The sequence below is a fragment of the Lysobacter sp. HA18 genome, assembly GCF_054057595.1.
Window position 1 is genome coordinate 342,716 of the sequence record NZ_JBSRZL010000001.1, and the last position, 21,746, is coordinate 364,461.

A 21,746-nucleotide genomic window follows, 5' to 3' on the forward strand; every position below is an offset into this window, starting at 1 on the left:
CACCATGTGGGAAATCTGCCGGCGCGCCGCCCGAGGCGGAAACGGCGCCTGCTCATCACCTCATGCCGGGTCGGCATGTCGGCGTCACGCGGCTACGATGACCGCATGCAGTCGCCGCTCCCGACCCTCGCCCGGACGAGCCTCGCCGTCCTCGGCGTGCTGGCCCTCGTCTGCACCGTCGGTCCGTGGCTGCTGCCGTTCGACGGGCAGTCGCCCGACTGGAACGCGCTATCGGTCGCGCCGGGCGTCGCCGGGCATGGCTTCGGCACCGATGCGATCGGCCGCGACGTGCTCGCGCGCACCTTGATGGGCGGCCGGCTCTCGCTCGGCATCGGCGTGCTGTCGAGCGTGCTCGCGCTGTTCATTGGCCTGACCTACGGCGCGGTCGCGGGGCTTGCCGGCGGACGCGTCGAGCGTCTGATGGTGCGCGCGCTCGACGTGCTGAGCGCGATTCCGTTCCTGCTCGTCGTGATCCTGCTGCTCACCTTGTTCGACCGCTCGCTGACGCTGCTGCTCGCCGCGATCGGCGGCTATGTCTGGATCGACTTCGCGCGCGTGATGCGCAGCGAAGCCGCGCGTCTTCGCAGCGCACCGTTCGTGCTTGCCTCCGAAGCGATGGGCGCGACCTTCGGCCAGCGCCTGCGCCTGCACGTGGTGCCGAACCTGTTGCCGTTGGCGATGGTGTACCTCGGCCTGATCCTGCCGCAGGCGATCCTGGTCGAAAGCTTCCTCGGCTTTCTCGGCCTGTCGATCGACGAACCCGGCGCGAGCTGGGGTTCGCTATTGAGCGACGGCGTGCAGGAACTCGACAGCGCACCATGGACGCTGCTGTTTCCCGCCGCGTTCCTCGTCACCACGCTCGCCGCGTTCCAGATGCTCGGCGACGGCCTGCGCGACTGGCTCGACGTGCGCACGCGTCCGCAGGCGGCGGCGTGAGGGCGCTGCTCACTTTGCGCGATCTCGATGTGCGTGCGGGCGACCGTCGCCTGCTTGCGTTGCCGCAATTGGAGTTGCGCGCCGGCGAATGCACCGCGCTGGTCGGCGAGAGCGGTAGCGGCAAGAGCCTGACCGTGCAGTCGCTGCTCGCGCTGTTGCCGCACGGGCTGCAGGCGCGCGGCGCGTTGATGTTCGATGGTCGCGACATCGCCCTCGACTCCACGGTACATCGCGCGCTCGCAGGGCACGGCCTCGCCTGGGTGCCGCAGGATCCATTGGCGTCGCTGCACCCGCTCAAGCGCGTCGGTGCGCAGCTGGTCGAGACGTTGCGTGCGGTGCGCGGATTGTCGTCACGCGATGCGTCGACCGAAGCCCGCGCCTTGCTCGATCGCGTGCAGGTGCCGGAGCCCGACGCCGCATTGCGTCGCTATCCGCACGAGTTCTCCGGCGGGCAGCGCCAGCGCATCGCGATCGCGTTGGCGCTCGCCACGCGTCCGCGCGTTCTGGTCGCCGATGAACCGACGTCGGCGCTCGATGCGCGCATCGCTCGCGATGTGCTGCGGTTGCTCGACAGCCTGCGTCGCGACGATGGCCTTGCGGTATTGCTGGTCAGCCATGACCTGCCACTGGTCGCCGCGCATGCGCAGCACGTTCTCGTTCTGCAGCGCGGCGAGCTCGTCGAAAGCGGTGCCGCACGCAACGTGCTCGAGCGGCCGACGCATCCGTACACGCGCGAGCTGGTCGCGAGCGAGACAGCGGGTGATATCGATGCGATAAACGAATCAATGTCGTCCGACATCGTGCTCGAGGCGCGCGACCTGCGCCTGCGCTATCCCGGCGCGCCGCGCGATGCGCTGGATGGTGTCGATATCGTCCTGCATCGAGGCGAAGCACTGGCGCTGGTCGGCGAGAGCGGCAGCGGCAAGAGTTCATTGGGTCGCGCGCTGCTGCGGCTGGTGCGCAATGCGCACGGTGAGGTTCGGCTGCACCATGATGGCGTCGCGCACGACCTGTTGCGCCTGTCGCCGCGCGAGTTGCGCGAGGTCCGCCGCGCGATCGGCGTCGTGTTCCAGGATCCGTATGCGTCGCTGGACCCGCGCATGCGCGTGGTCGATCTCGTCACCGAGCCGTTGCGGTTGTTCGGGGAACGCGATGCGTCGACCTTGCGCGAACGCGCCGCGGCACTGCTGCACGACGTCGGGCTCGATGTCTCGATGCTCGACCGCCATCCGCACCAGTTCTCCGGCGGACAGCGCCAGCGCATCGCGATCGCACGCGCGCTTGCGAACGATCCCGCGCTGCTGCTTTGCGATGAAGCGGTGTCCGCGCTTGATGCGCATCACCGGCTGTCCATCCTCAATCTGCTCGATCGCCTGAAGCGCGAGCGTCGACTGTCGTTGCTGTTCATCACCCACGATCTCGCCGGTGCCGCGCGCGTGGCCGAACGCATCGCGGTGATGGAGAACGGGCGCATCGTCGAGATCGGTGCGACGCGCGATGTACTCGCGTCGCCGCAACATGCACACACACGGGCGCTGCTCGACGCGCGCCCCGCGACGGCGCACTAGATCAGAGCACGCCCCAACCGAGGTGCAGGCGGATCACCGCCACCACGATCACGACGAGGTTGATCACCAGCCCGGCCTTCGCGCGCCCGCGATGCTCGCGCCGGGTCAGTGCGAACGCGATCGCACCCAGGATCGCGCCGAACGCGGCGAACGGAATCACCAGCCAGTTCATCGCGCCGAGCAGCGGAATGAGCGCGAGCAGCATCCACAGCAGCATGCCGATGCCCCACAGAAGGCTGATCAGGCCCATCGTTTCACCTCAACCGTGGCAACCGTCGATTTCAAGGCGCAGTTCGCGTCGGCAGACGCGCGCATGCAGCACCACGCGCGGCGCATCAGGCGCACTAGCGGCGAGCGCGGCGTCGACCGCATCGATCTCGTCGGCTTCGCGCACATAGGCCTTCAGCACCGTCGATGCACCGAGCTGCGCAGCCAGATCCGGGCGACGCGTGCGCGCCACGCCGATCAGCGCGCGGATGTTTTCCAGCGTCTCGTCGAGCTGCGCGTTCGGGCAGTCCGGATGCAGCGATTCGTGTCCACGGATCGACGCGGTGCCCGACAGCAGCAACGGCATCGGCGCGGGGGGCAGCATGGCGCGCGCGAAGCTCGGCGGCTGCGGGCCGTACTGGCGCGGGTAGCGATACGCGCTGACCTGCCGCGGGTTTTCCAGCGGTACGCCGGCCGCGCGAGACGCGAGCCAGTACACCTGCAGTCGGCCGTTCGGATTCACCCGGCCGATGGCGGTGGCGGCGGGCAATGTGGTGGTCGACAACGCTTCGCCCAGACCTTCGGCACGTCCGACGCAGAAGTGCTTGTAGCGCTCCTCGTCTCCTTCGCCGACGGTGATGTCGTCGAGGTAGTTCCAGATGCGCAGTAGATGCGGATAACCGAGCGCCGCGGTATGCGTGCGCAGTGCGGCGTACGCATGCTCGGCCGCAGCGCGGATGTCGCCGTCGACTTCCGGCACGTCCATCGCGGCAACCAGCAGCGCGCCGTCGTGCGCGTACGCCAGGTCGTGGATGCGACCGTGCGCGACGCGGCCGCCGCTGCGCCAGACTTCGAACGGCGCGGCTTCGCGCGGCTCCAGTGCGACGCGGATCAGGCGCGGGTCGTCGGATTTCGGCGCGTCATCGCCGAACGCAACGACCGCAAGCACGTCCGGCGAAGCGAGCAGAACGTCCAGCGATTCGTTCGAATACGCGACCGACAGCGCCGGCGCGCAGGTCGACAACGGCAGGGTCATGGCGCGTCCTGCAGCGTATCGCCGTCGAAACCGATGCGCGCATGCCGGCGGCGCGCGAACCAGTCGCGTACCGCGGTGCGCAGCATGCCAAGCGCATTCAATGCATAGATGATGCGGAACACGCGCAGGCGCCAGATCACGGCGCGCGCCTGGAACACGTCGCCTGCGAGCATCGACACCACTGCGCGCTCCACGCCCCAGACGTCGCGCGGATTGGCGAACAGGTGCTTCATCGTCGGCGAGGTGAAGCGGTAGATGAACCACTTGAACTCGTCGATGCCGCCGTCGAATTCCTTCTGCAGCGCGCGCAGGACCGACGCTTCGCGCGCAGGCTCGCGCAGCGCGGCGTCGACGGCTTTCGCGCCCTGTTCGGCGCTGTGCATGGCGAGGTACACGCCGGACGAGAACATCGGGTCGACGAAGGCATACGCGTCGCCGACCATCAGCCAGCCGGGCCCGTGCATGCGCGTGCATTCGTAGGCGTAGTTGCCGGTGGCATGCACCGGCGCGCAGCGTTCGACGCCGACCATACGTTCGGCCGCTTCGGGCACCGACATGATGGTGCGCATCAGGAACGCCTCGCTGTCGCCGCCTCGTTCCTTCAGATAATCGGGCGAGCACACCGCGCCGATGCTCATGACGTCGTCACGCAGCGGGATGAACCACATCCAGCCGTGCGCATGGCGGTAGACGGTGATGTTGCCGGCGTCCTCGCCTTCGCGACGCGCGACGCCGCGGTAGTGGCTGAACACCGCGGCGGACTGGTGGCGGTCGTTGCGCTTCTTGAGCTTGAGCGCGCCGCCGATCAGCGTGTCGCGGCCGGTCGCGTCGATCAGCATGCGCGGACGCAGCGCATACGCGCCGTCCGGGCCGATCGCATTCACGCGCGACGGGCGGCCGTCGGCATCGAACTCGACCTTGCCGACCTTGGTGTTCTCGCGCGCATCGACGCCCGCGTCGCGCGCATGCTCGAACAGCAGGTGGTCGAACTCCTCGCGCTTGACCTGGAAGGCGAAATCGCTGCTGCCGCGAAGCGCGTGGTCGAAATGGAAGACGTTGTAGCGGCCGCCGTCGGTGGGGAAGTCGGCGCCGCGCTTGAGCACACCGATTTCGCGCACTTTTTCCAGCACGCCGAGGCGATCCAAGATGGGCATGTTCATCGGCAGCAACGACTCGCCGATGTGGAAACGCGGATGCGCCGCCTTTTCCAGCATCACCACGGACCACCCGGCCCGCGCCAGCATCGTGGCTACCGTGCTGCCCGCCGGACCACCGCCGACTACCAGCACATCACACGCCTCCGGGGCATCGGTGGCAGAATTTCGCACTTCACTCATCCTGCCGATGATACCGGGCGCGCCGCGCCGGACGGGCCTGAACCGTTCACGGCTTGCGGTCCCGTAGCGGCCGGCGGATGGTGGCATCCCTGAATTGACGGAAGACCCGATGTCCCAGACCGCCGCCGAAACCGAACTGGCCGAGCTTCTCGTCCAGAGCCTCAACCTCGAAGGCGTGAACGCCGCCGACATCGATCCGGCAGCGCCGCTGTTCGGCGACGGCCTCGGCCTCGATTCGATCGACGCGCTGGAACTCGCGCTGGCGATCAGCAAGCGCTACGGCTTCCAGCTGCGCAGCGACAGCGACGAGAACCGCCGCATCTTCGGCTCGCTGCACGCGCTCAGCGAGCACGTCCAGGCCAATCGCACGGCCTGACAATGAACATGGCGCTCGCGCGCCTGCTGCTCAGCGCGGCGTACCCGCTGCTCGCGCACGCCGCGAGCGCGGCGCACGATCCGCGCCTCGCCGCCCTCGCGCTCCTCGACATCGTCCTGATCGTTCTGGTCGTCCCGCTCGGCCAGCGTCGCGCATGGGCGTGGGCGACGGTCGCGGTGTCGGCAGTGCTGCTGTGGTTCGCGCAGAAATCGGTGCCGCTGCCGGTCGCGCTGCTGCTGCCGCCCGTGGTGTTCCCGTGGCTGGTGGCCTGGTTCTTCGCGCGCACGCTTCGCGCCGGTCGCACGCCGCTGATCAGCCGGATCGTGGCTGGCCTGGAAGACTGCACGCCCGCCGACCTCGCACCGCCGCTCAAGCGCTACACCCGCAACCTCACGCGGCTGTGGGCGATCGTGCTGGTGTGCATTGGTCTGGCGAACTGCGTGCTCGGCATCATCGCAGTGCCCGATGGGCTGCTCGTGCGGCTCGGTTATGCGCCCATCGTGACGGTGCCGCAGATCGTGTGGTCGTGGTTCGCCAACCTGCTCGACTACGGCGTCGCCGGCCTGCTGATGGCCGTGGAATACGTCGTGCGCATGCGCCTGTTTCCCGATCGTCCGTACAAATCCCTTTCCGAATTCATCCGCCGCCTGACTGCACTCGGTCCCGCCTTCTGGCGCGACGTGATGCGCTGACCGACTCATGTCCGCCTCGACCGAATCCATTTCTTTCAATGAACCCCTGCCGCTGCGCGCGGCGTGGCTCGCGTTCAATGCATTGCAGTTCGCTTTCACGCTTGCGTGGACGGCGGCGGGCATCACGGTCGCGCTGACCGTGCGCGCGATCACGCGCAGCACGCGCATTCCGCTGCGCATGGCCGCATGGATGTGGGCGCCGGTGCTGATCCGCGGCGCGGGCGCGCGGGTGGATGTACGCGGCGTGGAGAACGTCGACTGGTCGAAACCCTGCGTGCTGGTGGCGACGCACGAATCGGTGATCGACATCTGTGCATTGTTCCGAGCGGTGCCGGTGCCGCTGCGCTTCATGCTCAAGCAGGAAATGACACGCGTGCCGTTCGTAGGCCGCTATGCGAAGTCGATGGGCATGTGCTTCATCGAACGCGACGGCAACCGCGCGTCCATGGTCAAGAGCCTGCGCGCGGCGTCCGACATCGTGAAGGCCGGCCACGTGCTGTGCATCTTCCCGGAAGGCACGCGCACCAAGAACGGTCGCGTCGGCGAGTTCAAAGCGGGCGCGTTCCAGGTCGCGCTGGCGACCGGCGTACCGGTGATTCCGGTCGCGATGACCGGCAGCGGCGCGATCCTGCCGCCCAATGGTTTTCGCGTGCGGCCCGGCACGATCCGCCTGCGCATCGGCACGCCGCTGCTGCCCGAAGGCAAGGGCGGCGACGCGCGCCAGCATCTCGCCGACAGCGCGCGCCAGGCGATCCTCGCGCTGATGGCGCAGGATTGAGCGATGGACTTCGTCGTCGACGCCACGCATCCGAGCCTGCCCGGGCATTTTCCGGGCAATCCGATCGTGCCCGGCGTGGTTCTGCTCGATCACGTCGTCGAAGCGATCGAAGCCGCGCACGGCCCGTTGTCGCGACTGCGCCTGCCGCAGGTGAAGTTCCTCGAGCCTCTGCGTCCGGGTGAACACGCGCGCGTCGAACTCGACGGTGCCGCGCCGCGCTGGAAGTTCCGCGTGATGCGCGATGCAACGCTGCTCGCCAGCGGCGACGTCGTCGACGGAGACGCACCGTGAACGACGCTTGGGCGAAACGTCCCCCCGGCGGCAACTGGCTGGGCCTGTGGTTCATCCGCAACGTGGGTCGTTACGGCGGTCGCGGCCTGGCGCGCGCGATGCTGTATCCGATCACCGCGTACTTCCTGTTGCGTCGCGGCTACGAGCGCGAACAGTCCAGGCGCTTCCTGACGCGCGCACTCGGCCGGCCGGCGACACTGATCGACAGCGCGCGCCACATCCATACCTTCGCCGCAACCATCCTCGACCGCGTGTTCCTGCTCAGCGGCGAACTCGATCGCTTCGACATCCGCACGACCGGTCTTGACGAACTGCATGCACCTCTCGATCGCGGGCAGGGCGTGTTGCTGGTCGGCTCGCACCTCGGCAGTTTCGATGCGATGCGCGTGCTCGGCATGCGCCGCCCGCAGACCAAGATCCGCGTCGTGCTGCACAAGCAGCACAACGCCGCGATGCAGGCGCTGCTCGATGCGCTGAATCCGGAGCTCGCGGCCAACATCATCGACGCCGGCATGGACGGCCCGTCGATCGTGCTCGCGATCAAGGAAGCCACGGATGCGGGTGCGATCGTCGCGATGCTCGTGGACCGTGCGCGCCCGGGCGAAGCCACCGTCGACGTGCCCTTCCTCGACGGCATCGCGCCAATGCCGACCGCACCGTGGATGATCGCGGCCATGCTGCGCCTACCGGTCTGCGTCGCCTTCGGCCTGTACCGCGGCGGCAACCGCTACGACCTCGACTTCACCATGTTCAGCGACGGTCTGGTCGCCGACCGGCATAACCGCCGCGCGGTCATCGACGACTGCGTGCGCCGCTATGCCACCACGCTCGAGGCGACCGCCAAGCAGTCGCCGTACAACTGGTTCAACTTCTTCGACTTCTGGCGCGAGACCGACCATGCCGCGACGCTCCCTGCTTCCGCTCCTGCTGCTGGCCCTGGCGACGCCGACGCTCCACGCCGCCTCGCCTGAGATCGATACCGGCTGGATCCTGTCGAAGCTGGCGCGACCGGCGCCGATGCGCACGCAGTTCCTCGAACTGCGCGGCTCGCGACTTCTGAAGGCGCCGCTGCGCATCGAAGGCGAATACGCACGACCGACCGATGACACGCTGGTGCGCGACGTGCGCAGGCCGTATGCGGAGACGTCGACCATTCGCGCCGGCAGCGTGACGATCAAGCGCGGCACGTCCTCGCATACCTATTCGCTGGATCGCGCGCCGCAGCTCGCGGGCCTGCAGTCGAGCTTCGGCGCGCTGCTCAGCGGTGACCGCGCGCAGCTCGAGCGCGCGTTCAATCTCACGAGCAACGGCACGCGCGAGCAGTGGACGCTGCACCTGTCGCCGAAGGACGCGCGCATGGCCGCCTACGTGCGCGACATCGCGTTGTACGGTCGCGGCTCCGAACTGCGCTGCATCGAGACGCAGCCGAGCAAGGGCGACCTGCAGCGCACGCTGCTGGCCGGCGCTGCGCAGTCGGCATCGAACGTGGCCGATGCCGCATCGCTGGCGATGCTGTGCCGCGGCACGCCCGTGCGATGAGCCACGAACCGCGCACGCTCACGCCCGCACTTCGTCTCGTACTCGCCTTCGTCTGGCTCGCGCTGCTCGGCCTGCTGGGCTGGGCCGCAAGCCGCACGCTCGATCTGGGCGGCGACCTGCGCAAGTTCATGCCGGCGCCGCAAACGCCGGCGCAGCACCTCTTGATCGACGAGCTCGGCGAAGGCCCGGGCTCGCGACTGCTGCTGCTCGCGATCGACGGTGGCACGCCCGAACAACGCGTCGCACAGTCGCGCGCACTGGCCGCGAAGCTGCGCGCGACCAAGGGCATCGCGCTCATCGCCAATGGTGATGCCGATCTTTCGGCGATTCCCGAACGCCTGCGTCCATATCGATACCTGCTGTCGGACGAGCCGTCGACCGGCGGGCTCGGCGCGGCGGCACTCACCGACGAACTGCAGCAGCGCGTCGCCGATCTCGGTTCGCCGATGGCGTCCATGATCGAACCGATCATCGAGCGCGACCCGACACTGGAAATGCTCAAGCTTGCCGAACGCTGGCAGCCCGCCGCATCGCCGCAGAAGGTCGATGGCGTGTGGATGAGCCGCGACGGCTCGCGCGCATTGTTGGCCGTGCAGACCACCGCCGCGGGTTTCGATCCGAAGGGACAGCAAGCCGCGGTCGGTGACATCCGTGCGGCGTTCGATGCGGTGCATGCGAAGTCGCCGACGCAACTCGTGCTCACCGGGCCGGGCGCGTTCGCGGTGGAAGTCGCCGGGCGCACGCAACGCGAGGCCAGCCTGATCGGCACCGTCGATTCGATCTGCTTCGTGCTGCTCCTCTGGATCGCGTACCGCTCGTGGAAGGCGCCGCTGCTTGGCGGGTTGCCGCTTGCGACGGCGGGCCTGACCGGCCTGGCCGCAGTCGCGTTCTGCTTCGACGGCGTGCACGGCATCACGGTCGCGTTCGGGTTCACGCTGATCGGCGTCGCGCAGGACTATCCGATCCATCTCTTCAGCCACCAGCGGCCCGGGCTGTCGCCGTGGGCGAGCGCGAAGGCGTTGTGGCCCACGCTGGGCACCGGCGTCGCGTCCACCTGCATCGCGTACATGACGTTCCTGGTGTCAGGCGTCGACGGCCTGCGCCAGCTGGCGGTGTTCACCGTCGTCGGCCTCGGCAGCGCCGCGCTCGCCGCGCGCTTCCTGTTGCCGGGCCTCATCGATCCCGCGCCGCGCGACGTCGCGCAGTCGCGTCGCCTGCGTTCGTGGTGGGCGCACATCGCGCGCTGGCCGCGGCTCGGTGTCGTGTCGGGGCTGGTGATCGCCGCGCTCGCGCTCGCCGGCATGGCATTCGCGCCCGGCCCGTTCTGGGAAAACGACCTGTCGCGCCTGACGCCGGTGCCGGCCGCGTCGCTGAAGCAGGACGAGCAACTGCGCGAGGAACTTGGCGCGCCCGACGTGCGTTACCTGGTCACGCTGCAGGGTCGCGACGTCGAATCCGTGCTGCAGCAGAGCGAGCGCCTGATGCCGGTGCTCGATCGACTGCGCGCCGAGCACACGATCGCCGGCTACGACCTCGTGGCGCGCTACATGCCCAGCGCGGCGACGCAACGCCAGCGCCAGCAGCGTTTGCCGGACGACGCGACATTGCGTCGCGATCTCGGCACCGCGGTCCAGGCGACGCCGTTCCTGCCCGACGCGTTCGAAGGCTTCGTCGCCGACGTCGACACCGCACGCACCGCGGCACCGCTGACGCCGCGTGATCTCGCCGGCACGCCGCTGGCGAGTGGCGTCGAAGGCCTGCTGCTGCAACGCGCGGATCGTGCGACCGCATTGGTCACGCTCACCGGGCTTACCGATCCAGCCGTCGTCGCCACCGCACTGCGCGGCACCGGCGCGCAGCTGATGGATCTCAAGGACGCGTCGGAATCGCTGGTCGCCGCGTATCGCGGCCGCGTGCTGTGGGCGCTCGCGCTGGCCGGCGTGCTGCTGATCGTCACCGTCTTCATCGCACTGCGCTCGCCGCGTCGCGTGCTGCGCGTGCTCGCACCGATGGCGCTGACCACGCTGCTGATCCTCGCGGTGCTGCGCCTCACCGGCGTCGAGCTCAACCTGTTTCATCTGGTCGCGCTGATCCTCGCGGCAGGTCTGGGCCTGGACTACGCACTGTTCTTCGATCACGCCGGCGACGACTACGAGGAACAGGTGCGCGCACTGCACGCGATCATCGTCTGCTCGCTGACGACGCTGCTGGTGTTCCTGCTGCTCGGCCTGTCGACGATTCCCGTGTTGCGCGCGATCGGCCTGCCGGTCGCGATTGGTGTCGCCGCGAACTTCGTGTTCGCGCTATTGATCGTGCGCCACGACAGCGTGCCGACCGAACGCATCGCATGACCGCATTGCCCGACAGCCGCGACGCGATCGCGCGACTCGTCCCGCATCAGGGCCGCATGTGCCTCTGGCAGCGCGTGGTCGCCGCGGACGAACGCAGCATCCGCGTGCAGGCCTTCGATCATGTCGACGCCGCGCATCCGCTGCGCCATCGCGGCCGCCTTGGCGCGGTGCATCTCTGCGAGTACGGCGCGCAGGCGATGGCGGTGCATGGCGGCCTGCGCGTGCATGCGATGGGCGGTGCTCCGCGCCCAGGGCTACTCGTCGCGTTGCGCGGCGTCGTGCTGCATCGCGACCGCATCGACGATCTCGACGGTTCGCTCGAAGGCGAAGCCCAAGTGCTGATGGAAAGCGACACCGGCGCGCAGTACGCGTTCGTGATCCGCAATGCCGGCGACGTCATCGCCGAAGGTCGCGCGGCGGTGATTCACCCGTCGATGTAAACGACCTGCGGCGGTCAGTGCCACATGCGCGCTGCAAGACGCGACGCGGCGTTCTGCATGTCGACGCGCTGGGACTTGCGGCGACTCAGTTCCTCGTCCGCGCGCTGGAACACGGACAACGCATTTTCGGTCGGCGATGTACTGGCCGCCGCGGCGGCGATCGCTTCGGTGCCGAGGATCGCGGCCGATGAATTGCCGACGCGCTCGATGGCCTGCAATCGTTCGGGTGCGATCTCGCCGTTCAGTGTCAGCACCAGCTCCGGCGCACCGCTCACGCGATTGAGCGCTTCGCCCGGTTCCAACAGTCGTTCTAGCGCCGCGCCGCACTGCTGCAGCGCCTGCTCGACCGCGCGATGCCCGCGCTGTGCGACCGTGCGTGCATAACCCTGCAGTTCGACGATTGCGACGGAATAACCCGACTTCGACGGCGCCGTTTCGACCGCAGCCTCCAACGCCGACGCGCGCTGCGCATCGAGCAGCTGCCGGCGCGATTCCAGCAGGTTCATGGTGATACGCGCCAGCGCGGCGAGCGCTTCGCGCTGCGACGAATCGAGATGACGCGGCTTGTGGTCGATCACGCACACCGTGCCGACCGCGGTGCCGTTCGGCGTCACCAGCGGCATGCCTGCGTAGAAGCGGATGCCAAGCCCGCCGGTGACGTCGGGGTGGTCGGAGAACCGCAGGTCCGTGCTCGCATCGGGGACTTCGAGAAGCACCTGCGGCTCACGGATCGCCTGGTCGCAGAACGCGACATCGCGCGAGGTTTCGCTGGATTCGATGCCGATGCGCGACTTGAACCACTGGCGGTCGCGATCGATCAGCGACATCGTTGCCACCGGCGCATCGCACAGGTGCGCGGCGAGGCGCACGATGTCGTCGTACGCGGCTTCCGGCAACGAGTCGACGATGCGGTAGGTGTCGAGATCGCGCTGGCGCTGGCGTTCGGGCATTGCAGGTCTCCGCGGCGCGTAGCCCATTGTGGAAAACCCGCGTGCAGGCGCAATGGGCGAAAACCCCCAGATGGCGCACCGGATTCGCGAACCGCGACGGGCGCCACGCCCTGCGCCACAATGCCGCGGAATTCACAGGGATTTCGCAGATGACCCTTCGACGCGCACTCGTCACCGGCGGCAGCGGCGATCTCGGCGGTGCAATCGCGATGCGGCTCGCGTCGCAGGGCGCGCACGTGATCGTGCATGCGAACCGCGGGTTGGAGCGCGCGCAGTCGGTGGTCGAGGCGATCCATGCGAGCGGTGGCTCGGCCGAGGCGATCGCGTTCGACGTTGCCGATGGCGACGCCAGCAGCGATGCGATCGCACGCATCCTCGAAGCCGGCGCGGTGCAGATCGTCGTCAACAACGCCGGCATTCACGACGACGCGCCGCTGGCGGGCATGGGCCGCGAGCAGTGGACGCGCGTCATCGACGTGTCGCTGCACGGCTTCTACAACGTGACGCAGCCTCTGCTGCTGCCGATGGCGCGCGGCCGTTGGGGTCGCATCGTCAGCATCTCGTCCGTGGCCGCGGTGACCGGCAATCGCGGGCAGACCAACTACGCCGCGGCGAAGGCGGCGCTGCACGGCGCGTCGAAATCGCTGGCGCGCGAGATGGCCAGCCGCGGCATCACGGTGAACGTGGTCGCGCCGGGCGTGATCGAAGGCTCGATGGCGAAGGACGCGTTCCCGGTCGAGACGATCAAGCAGATCGTGCCGGCGGCGCGCGCGGGCCGCCCGGAGGAAGTCGCGGCGGTCGTCGGGTTTCTGTGTGGCGAGGACGCGGGCTACGTGACCGGGCAGGTGATCGGCGTCAACGGCGGCATGGCGTAACGCCTCACGCGTCGACGACGAAGCTGAGCGATCGCCCGCGCCGCGCGCCTGCGTCGACGCGCCCGTGTCACCGCCGCTGATACATGGACTGCCCGGGCCGCATCTCGACGGCCGGAGCTTCCCGATGCTTCGTCGACTCGCGTCCACCGCGCTGCTCGCGCTCTGCCTTGCCGGCCCTGTGGTTGCCGGCGAGCCGGCGATCGACCCCGCGGCGCGCAATCCGCCGCCGACGGTCGCGCTGTCGACCTTCGATCACTTCGAGCTGCAGCCCGTGACGCTGGCACCGGGACTCGAAGCGCACCGCGGCAACGTGATCGCGGCGCAGTACCTGCAGGTCGACCTCGGCGAGCGCGTGCCCAAGCTGATCGACGCACGCAATGCGCTACCGCCGGACGCCGACGTGCGCACGCTGGTGATCCATCCCGAGGTGAGCGACATCCGCTTCATCACCGGCGGCAAGCGCGTGCTGTTCGGCGGATTTGCCGGCAAGTCCTGGGCGCTGGTCACGCTGCACCTGATCGACAAGACCACCGGTGAAGTCATCGCCGAGCCGCAGTTCCTGCAGCACGCCAATTCGATCTTCGCCGGCTACAGCCTGGGCGCGGCCGACAAGCTGATGCTGGCGCGGCTCGCCGACATGGTCGCGTCCTACATCAAGACCAACTTCGATGCGCCGGTCGGCAGCGCGGTCGCCACCTCCGCGCCGGCGATGGACTGACGATGCACGTACGGTTCATCGATCCGGGGCAAGATGGCTTGAACCGACGGAGGCTGCCATGACCCTGCGCCCGCTGATCCCCGCACTGCTCGCCCTGGCGCTGACCGCCTGCGCGAGCGCCTCGCACGTGATGATTTCCGACCCGCGGCCGCCGATCGCGGTGGAGCAGGTGCGCGTCTACGTTCAGCCGCCCGCCTCGCACTACGTCGAAATCGCGTTGCTCGATGCGAGCAGCGGCGAGTTCAGCTACGGGGCGCAGGCACGCAGCGACAGCCTGATGCTCAAGCTGCGCACCGAAGCGGCGAAGCTCGGCGCGAATGGCGTGCTGCTGCAGGACCGCGGCCAGATCCCGTCGAACAGCGGCGTGGGTGTCGGCGTCGGCGGTGGCAGCTACCACGGCGGTGGCGGCTTCTCGAGCGGCGGCGTGAGCTTCGGCATCAGCCCGCCGAAAGAGCTCGCCCACGCGATCGCGATCTACATCCCGGACGCACCGGGCGGCTGACGCCCGCTCGATTACGCCAGCGCGTCGGCCGTCGCGGTTTCCGCGTACCAGACCGCCGGCAACAGCGGCTCGCTCGGCGGACGATGTCCGTCGAGGATGAGTTCAAGGCCTGCATCGCCCAGCCCCGCGTGTTCGCGCCGCGCGTGCATCAGCAGTTCGGCGGCGAGGTCGCGCATGCGTTCGACGTCAATGCGCATGCGTGCGACGAACGCGTCCGCATCGAGCTGATCGTTGAGCTGCCGATTGAGCTCGTGGAACCAAGGGATCAGGTATTGGTCGAGCAGGCGATCGTCGAGCAGCGACGCTTCGCCGCGCGCGGTATTGCGCTCGCCCCACTTGCGCAGCAGCGACTGCACGCCGAGGTTGAGCGTGCGCGCTTCGCCGAACAGCGAACGCAGCTGGCCCAGCACCTGCGGCGAGGTCATGTAGCCCGAGAAGAACAGCGGCGCCAGCAGCGACCAGTAGTACGTGTAGTCCCAGATCACCTTCAGCGGCATGACCTGCGCATCGCCGAACAGGCGGTACTGGTCCTGGTAGAGCGTCAGCGTGTTCTCGTAGAACGAGAAGTAGAGCTGCTGGTAGAGCTGCGCCATCGCAGTGATCGGGCGGCCAGCGCGATCCGACGCGATCATCTCGGTGATGTACGTGTTCGAGATTGCGATGAAATCGCTGCCCGGCGAATAGAACGGGTCGAGGAACACCCCGGCCTCGCCGGTCAGCGCCCAGCGATCGCCCGAGAACACCTGCTTCGCGCTATGCGAGAAGTGGCGCATGAACATGAAGTCCTGCAGCTCATGCCCGCCGGTCTCCAGCATCGACGCCACGCGCGGCTGGTGGCGATGCAACCAGGCCATCGCCTTCTCGTGCGTGTTGATCGTGTCCAGCGGATGCAGGTCGCCGTCGCAGACGATGCCCAGCGAGTGCTGGCCCGACGACAGCGGGATCAGCCAGAACCAGTAGCCCTCACCGCACATGTGGTTGGTCGAGCGCCAACGATCAGGCGGCGTCGTGCGAGCCAGCCATTCGGCATCGGTCGACCAGTCGCGCGGATCGAGCAGGCCCGACACGCGCCACCACGACGAATGCGCGTTGTGTTCGTTCGTCTGCGCGAGATCGAGCTTGCGCTTGATCAGCGCGGCGCGACCCGACGCATCGACGACCCAGCGCGCACTGATCTCGCGCGTATCGCCGTCGGCCTCGAAGCGCACGCGATGCAGCGCGCCGCTGCTGCCGAGATCGAGCGAGCGCACCACCGCGCCGTCCAGCAGCTCGACGCCGTGCTCGCGCACATGCTCGGTCAGGAAGTTCTCGAACCGACCACGATCGATCTGCCACGACGTGGTCGGCAGCAGGCGACTGACGCCGAGCTCCGTGCAGCGATCGATTTCGTCTTGGCCATCGCTGAAGAAGAAGCGGAAGCCGAACTTGCGGATCTGCGCGGTATCGAGATGCTCACGCAGCCCGAGCACCGTGCCGAAGTAGTGCGCACCGATTTCGACGGTGGATTCGCCGACCTTGAACGCGCCTTCGCGCACCGGGTGGCGATGGCGTTCCAGCACGGTGATGCGCACGTCGGGATCGCGCTGGCGCAATTGCAACGCGAGTGTCAGGCCGGCGAGGCCGCCGCCCAGGATGACGACATCGGTATCGGGTGCGGCGGTCGTCATGACTCAGCCGCTGTGCGCGGGCGCGGCCACGGCGTTCGGCGCGAACTCGCCGCTGGGGTCGTGGATGATCACCGGGTTGCCGCGCGTGCGGCGGTATTCGGTCACCAGGTTGCCGTAGGCGAGGACCTGCCCCACCACGTGCGAGGTGATGCGCCACAGGTCGCGCAACGGGCGGAAATGGCTCTTGCGGAACTTCACCGGGCCGGTCGCGGCCTGGTAGCGCGATTCGATCGGCACCGACACGCAGCGCACGCCGAGCTTGCGCGATGCGGAGATGAGCAGCTGCGCTTCGTAGACGAAATCCTCGCCCGGAATGTCGCCCAGCGAACACACCGACGCCGGATAGAAACGCTGGCCGCTCTGCGTGTCGGCGATGCGGAAGCCGCAACCGATCGCGATGCCCCAGTCGCCGAATTCGTTCGCGAGCCGGCGATACGTCGGCTGGCGCGAGCGCTTGCGAAGGCGCGCGCCGATGACGATGTGCTCGGGATACGCATTCGCCGCGGCTAGCAGGCGCGGGATGTCGTCCGCCGCGTGCTGACCGTCGCCGTCCATGCTGATGACGCCGCGCATGCCGTGACGCATCGCTTCGTCGAAACCGTCGCGCAGGCCCGCGCCCTTGCCCATGCGGGTGGCGTGGCGGATCACGGTGATCGGCAGGTCGGACACGCGTTCGACGGTGCCGTCGTCCGAACCGTCGTCGATCAGGATCACGTTCGGGCAGTGCGCGAGCGCGCCTTCCACGACCTCGCGGATCCGCAGCTCCTCGTTGAGTGCGGGAATGACGATCGCGATGTCGCGGGCGCTGATCGGCTCAGCCATGCAGGATCTCCACGTCGAGCACGCGTCCCGGGCCGGCCCGGAGCGTGCAGTGCGACCTTGCGGCCGCGAGGGCTTCGAACAACGGCAGCATCGGCCGCATCGCATTGTGCGGCGCGCGACCGGCCAGCGCACCGTCGGGCTCGTCCGCCGTTCCGTCGCGCAGGGAAAGGTTAAGGCGCGGGCCGCCGTCGCCGCGTGAGAGCACCAGCGCGCCGCCGAGCAGGCCTTCGCTGCGCTGCACCTTCGCCAGCGGGCCGGCCGAGGCCGCGTCGAACGCGGCCAGCAGCACGGCGTCGGCGCCCGTCGCGAGCTGCACGCAGGACTCGATCAGCGCCTGGGCGAACGTTGCGTCGTAGGAACTGATGGACGTCGCGGGCGCCATCGCGCCGGCGCCGATCGTCCAGTAGCCGGCGGCGGCGTTGTGCACCGAGTTGTGGAAGCGGATCGGCGACACCGATTCCGGTTGCTCGACCAGCGCCGCACACATGTAGTCGGTGATCGCGAGGTCGCCGTGCATCGAGGCGAACACCGAGGGCAGCGTCTTCGGATCGCGCCCCGCGGCTGTGCAGGCGGCCAGCGCGACGTCCAGCGCGACGGCGACGCTGTCCGGCGCGCGGCGGCGCTCGTTCGGTGGCAGCAATTGCGGCGACGGTCGCGACGGGGCGTTGTCGGCGAGCGTGCCGTCGCGCACGAGTGCGAGCGCGGCGTTCCAGTCCGGCACGCCCGGCGCCCAGAAGCCGATGCCTTCGATGGTCGCGGTGAGCGTCATGCCACGCGCCCGAACAGCAGCGAACAGTTGTTGCCACCGAAACCGAAGGAATTGTTCATCGCGTAGCGGATGTCGCGATGCGCGCTGTCGAAGCGGATCTGCGGGCCGCAGATCTCGTCCGGCGTGGAGGAACCGAGCGTGCCTGGCAGCTCGCCGCTTTCAAGCGCGAGCAGGGCGATCACCGATTCGACGATGCCCGCCGCGCCGAGCGTGTGGCCGGTGTAGGCCTTGGTCGAGCTGGCGTGCAGCGTGTCGGGAAACACCGCCTTGATCGCGAGCGATTCGGCGCGATCGTTCGCGGGGGTCGCCGTGCCGTGCAGGTTGAGGTAACCGATGTCCGCGGCATCGACGCCACCACGCGCCAGCGCATCGCGCATCGCGTTCTGCGCGCCGAGGCCTTCCGGATGCGGCGCCGACATGTGGTGCGCGTCGGAGGACTCGCCGTAGCCGCGCAGCTGCAGGCCAGTGTCGCCCTCGACCGCGCGTTCGACGACGGCGAAACCGCCGGCTTCACCGAGCGAGAGCCCGTCGCGCGTCGCGTCGAACGGCTTGCACGGATTCTTGGAAACGAGCTGCAGCGAGTTGAAGCCGTAGATCACGCTACCGCACAGCGTGTCGACACCGCCGACGATCGCGGCGTCGGCAACGCCCGCTTCGATCAGCCGAGCCGCCTGCGCGAACACCTTGGCGCTCGACGAACACGCGGTCGCGACGGTCACCGCCGGGCCGCGCGCGCCGGTGGCGTGCTGCACGAAGTCGCCGGGCGAATGCACGGTGTGGATGATCGGGCGACGCAGGTCTTCGGGGAAGTTCGGCGTGCCGTCGGCGTCGTTGGTCAGGCGCGTGTAGGCCTCTTCGGTCGCGCCGATGCTGGAGGTCGACGTACCGATGACGACAGCGACGCGTTCGGCGCCGAAACGCCCGATCGCATCGCGCACCGCGTCGAGCACGCCGTCCTGCTGCAACGCGATCCACGCCAGCCGGTTGTTGCGGCATTCCCACTGCGCCCATTCCGGCGGCAGCGGCGAGTCTTCAACGCCGTCGACGCGGCCGATCCAGCAGTCGAGCCGGTGCTCGCCGAAGTCGTTGCGACGCAGGCCGCTGCGCTGCTCACGCAACGCGCGGCGATGCGCGTCGAGACCACGGCCGAGCGCGCTGGTGGCGGTGAAGGCACGGATCGCCAGCGGCGGCATCGGGGGCGGAGCGGATGGCGACACGGCTGCTTCCATGAACGAGGCCGGGAAGTATGCCAGCCGTCCGCTTTCACGCCGTCCTCATGGCGTATTCTCCGCGCGTCGTCCTGCAGGCTGAACAGCCGCTTCGATGTCCTCGCGCACCCGCCACCAGTTCACGCTCTTCAAAGATCTCGACGTGCTGCAGACCGGCATCGTCGCGTTGGCTGCGTGCGTGTTGTCCGCCGGCATCGTGTATCTCGCCTACCTCGCGTACGTCGTTCGCACCGCGCGCCGTGCCCCGTGTTCGCCGCAGCAGGGCGCGCAACTTCTGCTGTTCGGCAAGCACGCGCCGCATGGACGGGTGGACGGCGATTTCGCGGCACGCCTGGATCGCGCCGCGCTGCTGTGGCGCGAGCATCCGATGCGGCTCGTGCTGCTCGGCGGTGGCGCGCAGGGTGAGCCGACCGAAGCGGAGATCGCGCGCCGCGAACTGTTCGCGCGCGGCCTTGCCCCGGATGCGTCGCTGCAACTCGAATCCAGCTCGCGCGACACGCTGCAGAACCTGCGCAACGCGCGGCAGATGCTCGGCGGCACCGTGCGCGAGCGGGTGACGCTGCTGTCCAACCGTTACCACCTTGCACGCTGCGCATTGTTCGCGCGCCAGCTCGGCTTCGACGCCGAACTCTGCGCGGCCGAACCGCGGCTGCGCCTCGGCCCGCGCATGCTGGTGCGCCTCGCCGGTGAAGCGGCCTACGTCTGCTGGGCCGACATCGGCACGCGCTGGGCGCGCTTCATCCGCAGTGAGCGGATGCTGGCGCGGGTGACTTAAGCGCTACGCTGCAACATCGAACACGCAATAAAAAACGCCCGCATTTCTGCGGGCGTTTTCGTTTCGACGGGTAACGCGATCCGTCTTACTTCTTCGCCTTCTGCTGCGGCACGAACTGCTCGCGCACGGCCTTGGCCAGCAGCTTCGGCGGCAGCAGGCCCTGGTCGAGCAGGAAGTCGTTGAAGCTCTTGCGGTCGAACCTGTCGCCCAGCGCGATCTCGGTTTCCGTGCGCAGCTGCATCAGCTGCGAGTAGCCGTAGAAGTAGCTGCCGGCCTGGCCCGGCGAGTTCACCGAATAGCGATCGATCTCCTGGCGCGCCATCGCCTTCGACAGGCCGACCTTGTTGACCAGCCACGCGAAGGCCGTGTCGCGATCGGTCAGGCCGAGGTTGATCATCGGGTCGAGGATGGCGCGGCTCGCACGCAGCAGGCGCAGCTGCTGCGCGATGAGCTGGCCGTCGAGCGGCTCGTACGGAACCATCTCGGCTTCGGCATACAGCGCCCAGCCTTCGACGTTGACCGAGTTGAACGCATACAGCGTGCGCGCGAGCGAGATGCCGCGCTCGACCATCGCGGTGAACTGCAGCTCATGGCCCGGGCGACCTTCGTGCGCGCTCAGCGTCCACGCGCCGGCCGGGTAGTTGAAGTCGTCGTACGGGCCGTCGGCGCCGGCATTCGGGTTCGACAGCGGCAGCACGAACACGCCCTGCTGGCCGGTGTTGCCCACCAGCGGCGCGGGCAGGAAGTGCGGCGCGGGCTGCGACGCGTTTTCCGCCGGCGTGCCGACGCGCATCTGCATCGGGCGGTCGGGCAGGGTGACGACGCGGTTCGCGGCGATCAGGCGATCCAGCTCCGGCATCACCACCGTGCGGTAATGCGATTCGATCTTGTCGTCGGCGATCGGCGTCTTCTTGAGCTGGCGGATCACCGCGATGTAGTCGGTGTCGGTCCAGCCGTGCGCCTTCGCCACCAGCGGCGCGATCTGCTGCATCGCGTTGCGGGTCTCGGCGAATTCCATTTCCGCACGTTCGATCAGCGTGCGCGGATCGATGTCGATGCCCACGCCCTTGAGCGACAACGCGTACAGCTCGGGTGGCAGCGAATACGTGGTGCGCGCGGTCGGCAGCACGGTGGACTTGGTCCACGCGGCGTAATCGGTGAGCTGCTTGTCGAACTGCGCAAGCGCGGGGCCCGCATCGAGCTTGTACTTGTCGAAGAGTTGCTTGATGCCGCTGCGGTAGGTCTCGAGGTTGTCGAGCGACTGCTGCACTTCGACCTGCGTCGGCTGCACCAGCCCGGCCTGCGCGCGCTCCTCGTAGCGCTGGCGCGCGAGCGTGGTCAGCGGCGTGCTGCCGGGCGTCATGCCGGCGTACGCCTGCAGGCGCTTGACCGCCATCGCGCGGCGCGCGGCCGGGGTCTGGTCCGACAGCAGCCCCTGCAGGCCGCCGAACACCGTCTGGCCGACGTCGAGCCACGGGCGCGTCATCTTCTCGCCAATGCTGCTGGCTTCGATCGAATCGTCGGCGGCCTGCACCAGGATCTCGAGATCCTGGCGGACGTTCGGATCCTTCTCGACCGCGAGCTTCGCCTTCAGCTCGTCGCGTGCCTTGGCGATCGCGTCGCGATAGCGCGCCGGGAAGTTCGGGCCGTAGTCGAAGACCTTGTCGTCGAAGCCCGGCACGCCGAAGAACGAGAGCTGCTCGGGCTGGAACGGGCCCTGCGCCTTGAGCAGGATCTGCGCGTATTCATTGCTGCGCGCGACCCAGGCGGGCGCCGGCTTCGGCGCGGCTTTCGCCGCGGGCGCGGGCGCCGCGGGTGCGGCGAGTGCGAGGCCCGGCGCCGACAGCGCGAGGGTGAGGGCGAGGACGAGCGGCTTGTGCATGGTCGA

General features: G+C 68.6%; 23 protein-coding genes. 14 read left to right on the forward strand and 9 right to left on the reverse strand.

Annotated elements, in window-relative coordinates:
- Positions 1-105: 105 nt before the first annotated feature.
- Together ACVWWW_RS01655 and ACVWWW_RS01660 are read left to right on the forward strand one after the other, a co-directional pair.
- Complete coding sequence (locus tag ACVWWW_RS01655) at positions 106-936, forward strand: ABC transporter permease (protein WP_036141628.1); 831 nt, start codon at positions 106-108, stop codon at positions 934-936.
- A complete protein-coding gene (locus ACVWWW_RS01660; protein WP_036141594.1) occupies positions 933-2,504 on the forward strand; it encodes an ABC transporter ATP-binding protein in 1,572 nt (523 codons plus the stop codon). The genes ACVWWW_RS01655 and ACVWWW_RS01660 overlap by 4 nt, the downstream gene beginning before the upstream one ends.
- 1 nt (position 2,505) lies before the next feature.
- Here ACVWWW_RS01660 and ACVWWW_RS01665 read toward each other — a convergent pair whose 3' ends face one another.
- Genes ACVWWW_RS01665 through ACVWWW_RS01675 form a run of 3 tightly spaced genes read right to left on the reverse strand, consistent with a single transcriptional unit; the run spans position 2,506 to position 5,075 of the window.
- The gene (locus tag ACVWWW_RS01665; protein ID WP_036141589.1) at positions 2,506-2,754 is read right to left on the reverse strand and encodes a hypothetical protein; all 249 of its coding nucleotides are present in this window, start codon (positions 2,752-2,754) and stop codon (positions 2,506-2,508) included.
- Between the two features lie 9 nt (positions 2,755-2,763).
- Positions 2,764-3,747, reverse strand: coding sequence for a chorismate transformation enzyme, FkbO/Hyg5 family (locus ACVWWW_RS01670; RefSeq protein ID WP_027082299.1), 984 nt, complete (start codon positions 3,745-3,747; stop codon positions 2,764-2,766).
- Positions 3,744-5,075, reverse strand: coding sequence for an NAD(P)/FAD-dependent oxidoreductase (locus ACVWWW_RS01675; RefSeq protein ID WP_456998621.1), 1,332 nt, complete (start codon positions 5,073-5,075; stop codon positions 3,744-3,746). Before ACVWWW_RS01675 ends, ACVWWW_RS01670 begins: the two co-directional genes overlap by 4 nt.
- Positions 5,076-5,193: 118 nt before the next feature.
- Between ACVWWW_RS01675 and ACVWWW_RS01680 the strand changes: the two genes are divergently transcribed.
- From ACVWWW_RS01680 to ACVWWW_RS01715, 8 genes are read left to right on the forward strand one after another with little or no spacing between them, the layout of a single operon-like run.
- Positions 5,194-5,460 carry a phosphopantetheine-binding protein gene (locus ACVWWW_RS01680; RefSeq protein WP_027082297.1) on the forward strand — a complete coding sequence of 89 codons (267 nt, stop codon included), beginning with the start codon at positions 5,194-5,196 and terminating at the stop codon, positions 5,458-5,460.
- Positions 5,461-5,468: 8 nt separating this feature from the next.
- Entirely contained in the window at positions 5,469-6,152 is a 684-nt protein-coding gene (locus ACVWWW_RS01685) for a hypothetical protein (protein ID WP_027082296.1), read from the forward strand.
- Positions 6,153-6,159: 7 nt separating this feature from the next.
- Positions 6,160-6,930, forward strand: coding sequence for a lysophospholipid acyltransferase family protein (locus tag ACVWWW_RS01690; protein ID WP_051234864.1), 771 nt, complete (start codon positions 6,160-6,162; stop codon positions 6,928-6,930).
- A gap of 3 nt (positions 6,931-6,933) precedes the next feature.
- The gene (locus ACVWWW_RS01695; protein WP_027082294.1) at positions 6,934-7,221 is read left to right on the forward strand and encodes a dehydratase; all 288 of its coding nucleotides are present in this window, start codon (positions 6,934-6,936) and stop codon (positions 7,219-7,221) included.
- Positions 7,218-8,192, forward strand: coding sequence for an LpxL/LpxP family acyltransferase (locus ACVWWW_RS01700; protein ID WP_027082293.1), 975 nt, complete (start codon positions 7,218-7,220; stop codon positions 8,190-8,192). The genes ACVWWW_RS01695 and ACVWWW_RS01700 overlap by 4 nt, the downstream gene beginning before the upstream one ends.
- Positions 8,119-8,760 carry a LolA-related protein gene (locus ACVWWW_RS01705; protein WP_027082292.1) on the forward strand — a complete coding sequence of 214 codons (642 nt, stop codon included), beginning with the start codon at positions 8,119-8,121 and terminating at the stop codon, positions 8,758-8,760. Before ACVWWW_RS01700 ends, ACVWWW_RS01705 begins: the two co-directional genes overlap by 74 nt.
- Positions 8,757-11,111 (forward strand): MMPL family transporter, encoded by a 2,355-nt coding sequence (locus tag ACVWWW_RS01710; RefSeq protein WP_027082291.1) that lies wholly within the window; start codon positions 8,757-8,759, stop codon positions 11,109-11,111. Before ACVWWW_RS01705 ends, ACVWWW_RS01710 begins: the two co-directional genes overlap by 4 nt.
- Entirely contained in the window at positions 11,108-11,551 is a 444-nt protein-coding gene (locus ACVWWW_RS01715; RefSeq protein ID WP_027082290.1) for a phosphotransferase, read from the forward strand. The genes ACVWWW_RS01710 and ACVWWW_RS01715 overlap by 4 nt, the downstream gene beginning before the upstream one ends.
- Positions 11,552-11,565: 14 nt before the next feature.
- Here ACVWWW_RS01715 and ACVWWW_RS01720 read toward each other — a convergent pair whose 3' ends face one another.
- Positions 11,566-12,501, reverse strand: a complete 936-nt coding sequence (locus ACVWWW_RS01720) for a GAF domain-containing protein (protein ID WP_036141587.1) — start codon at positions 12,499-12,501, stop codon at positions 11,566-11,568.
- A 149-nt stretch (positions 12,502-12,650) separates the two neighbouring features.
- Between ACVWWW_RS01720 and fabG the strand changes: the two genes are divergently transcribed.
- The 3 genes from fabG (at position 12,651) to ACVWWW_RS01735 (ending at position 14,596) form a co-directional block, all read left to right on the forward strand.
- Positions 12,651-13,376 (forward strand): 3-oxoacyl-ACP reductase FabG, encoded by a 726-nt coding sequence (gene fabG, locus ACVWWW_RS01725; RefSeq protein ID WP_036141584.1) that lies wholly within the window; start codon positions 12,651-12,653, stop codon positions 13,374-13,376.
- A 124-nt stretch (positions 13,377-13,500) separates the two neighbouring features.
- Entirely contained in the window at positions 13,501-14,094 is a 594-nt protein-coding gene (locus ACVWWW_RS01730) for a hypothetical protein (RefSeq protein ID WP_027082288.1), read from the forward strand.
- Positions 14,095-14,152: 58 nt separating this feature from the next.
- Positions 14,153-14,596, forward strand: a complete 444-nt coding sequence (locus ACVWWW_RS01735) for a hypothetical protein (RefSeq protein ID WP_027082287.1) — start codon at positions 14,153-14,155, stop codon at positions 14,594-14,596.
- 11 nt (positions 14,597-14,607) lie between these two features.
- Here the strand turns inward: ACVWWW_RS01735 and ACVWWW_RS01740 are convergent, their stop codons facing one another.
- From ACVWWW_RS01740 to ACVWWW_RS01755, 4 genes are read right to left on the reverse strand one after another with little or no spacing between them, the layout of a single operon-like run.
- Entirely contained in the window at positions 14,608-16,263 is a 1,656-nt protein-coding gene (locus tag ACVWWW_RS01740) for a tryptophan 7-halogenase (protein ID WP_027082286.1), read from the reverse strand.
- Between the two features lie 3 nt (positions 16,264-16,266).
- The gene (locus ACVWWW_RS01745; protein WP_027082285.1) at positions 16,267-17,085 is read right to left on the reverse strand and encodes a glycosyltransferase family 2 protein; all 819 of its coding nucleotides are present in this window, start codon (positions 17,083-17,085) and stop codon (positions 16,267-16,269) included.
- The gene (locus ACVWWW_RS01750; RefSeq protein WP_036141580.1) at positions 17,078-17,854 is read right to left on the reverse strand and encodes a beta-ketoacyl synthase chain length factor; all 777 of its coding nucleotides are present in this window, start codon (positions 17,852-17,854) and stop codon (positions 17,078-17,080) included. The genes ACVWWW_RS01745 and ACVWWW_RS01750 overlap by 8 nt, the downstream gene beginning before the upstream one ends.
- Positions 17,851-19,047 carry a beta-ketoacyl-[acyl-carrier-protein] synthase family protein gene (locus tag ACVWWW_RS01755; protein ID WP_027082283.1) on the reverse strand — a complete coding sequence of 399 codons (1,197 nt, stop codon included), beginning with the start codon at positions 19,045-19,047 and terminating at the stop codon, positions 17,851-17,853. The genes ACVWWW_RS01750 and ACVWWW_RS01755 overlap by 4 nt, the downstream gene beginning before the upstream one ends.
- A 130-nt stretch (positions 19,048-19,177) precedes the next feature.
- Between ACVWWW_RS01755 and ACVWWW_RS01760 the strand changes: the two genes are divergently transcribed.
- On the forward strand, positions 19,178-19,858 hold the full coding sequence (locus ACVWWW_RS01760) for a YdcF family protein (RefSeq protein WP_036141577.1): 681 nt from the start codon (positions 19,178-19,180) through the stop codon (positions 19,856-19,858).
- 85 nt (positions 19,859-19,943) lie between these two features.
- On the opposite strand, the gene ACVWWW_RS01765 is transcribed toward ACVWWW_RS01760, so the two are convergent.
- Complete coding sequence (locus ACVWWW_RS01765; protein WP_027082282.1) at positions 19,944-21,740, reverse strand: DUF885 domain-containing protein; 1,797 nt, start codon at positions 21,738-21,740, stop codon at positions 19,944-19,946.
- Positions 21,741-21,746: the final 6 nt, after the last annotated feature.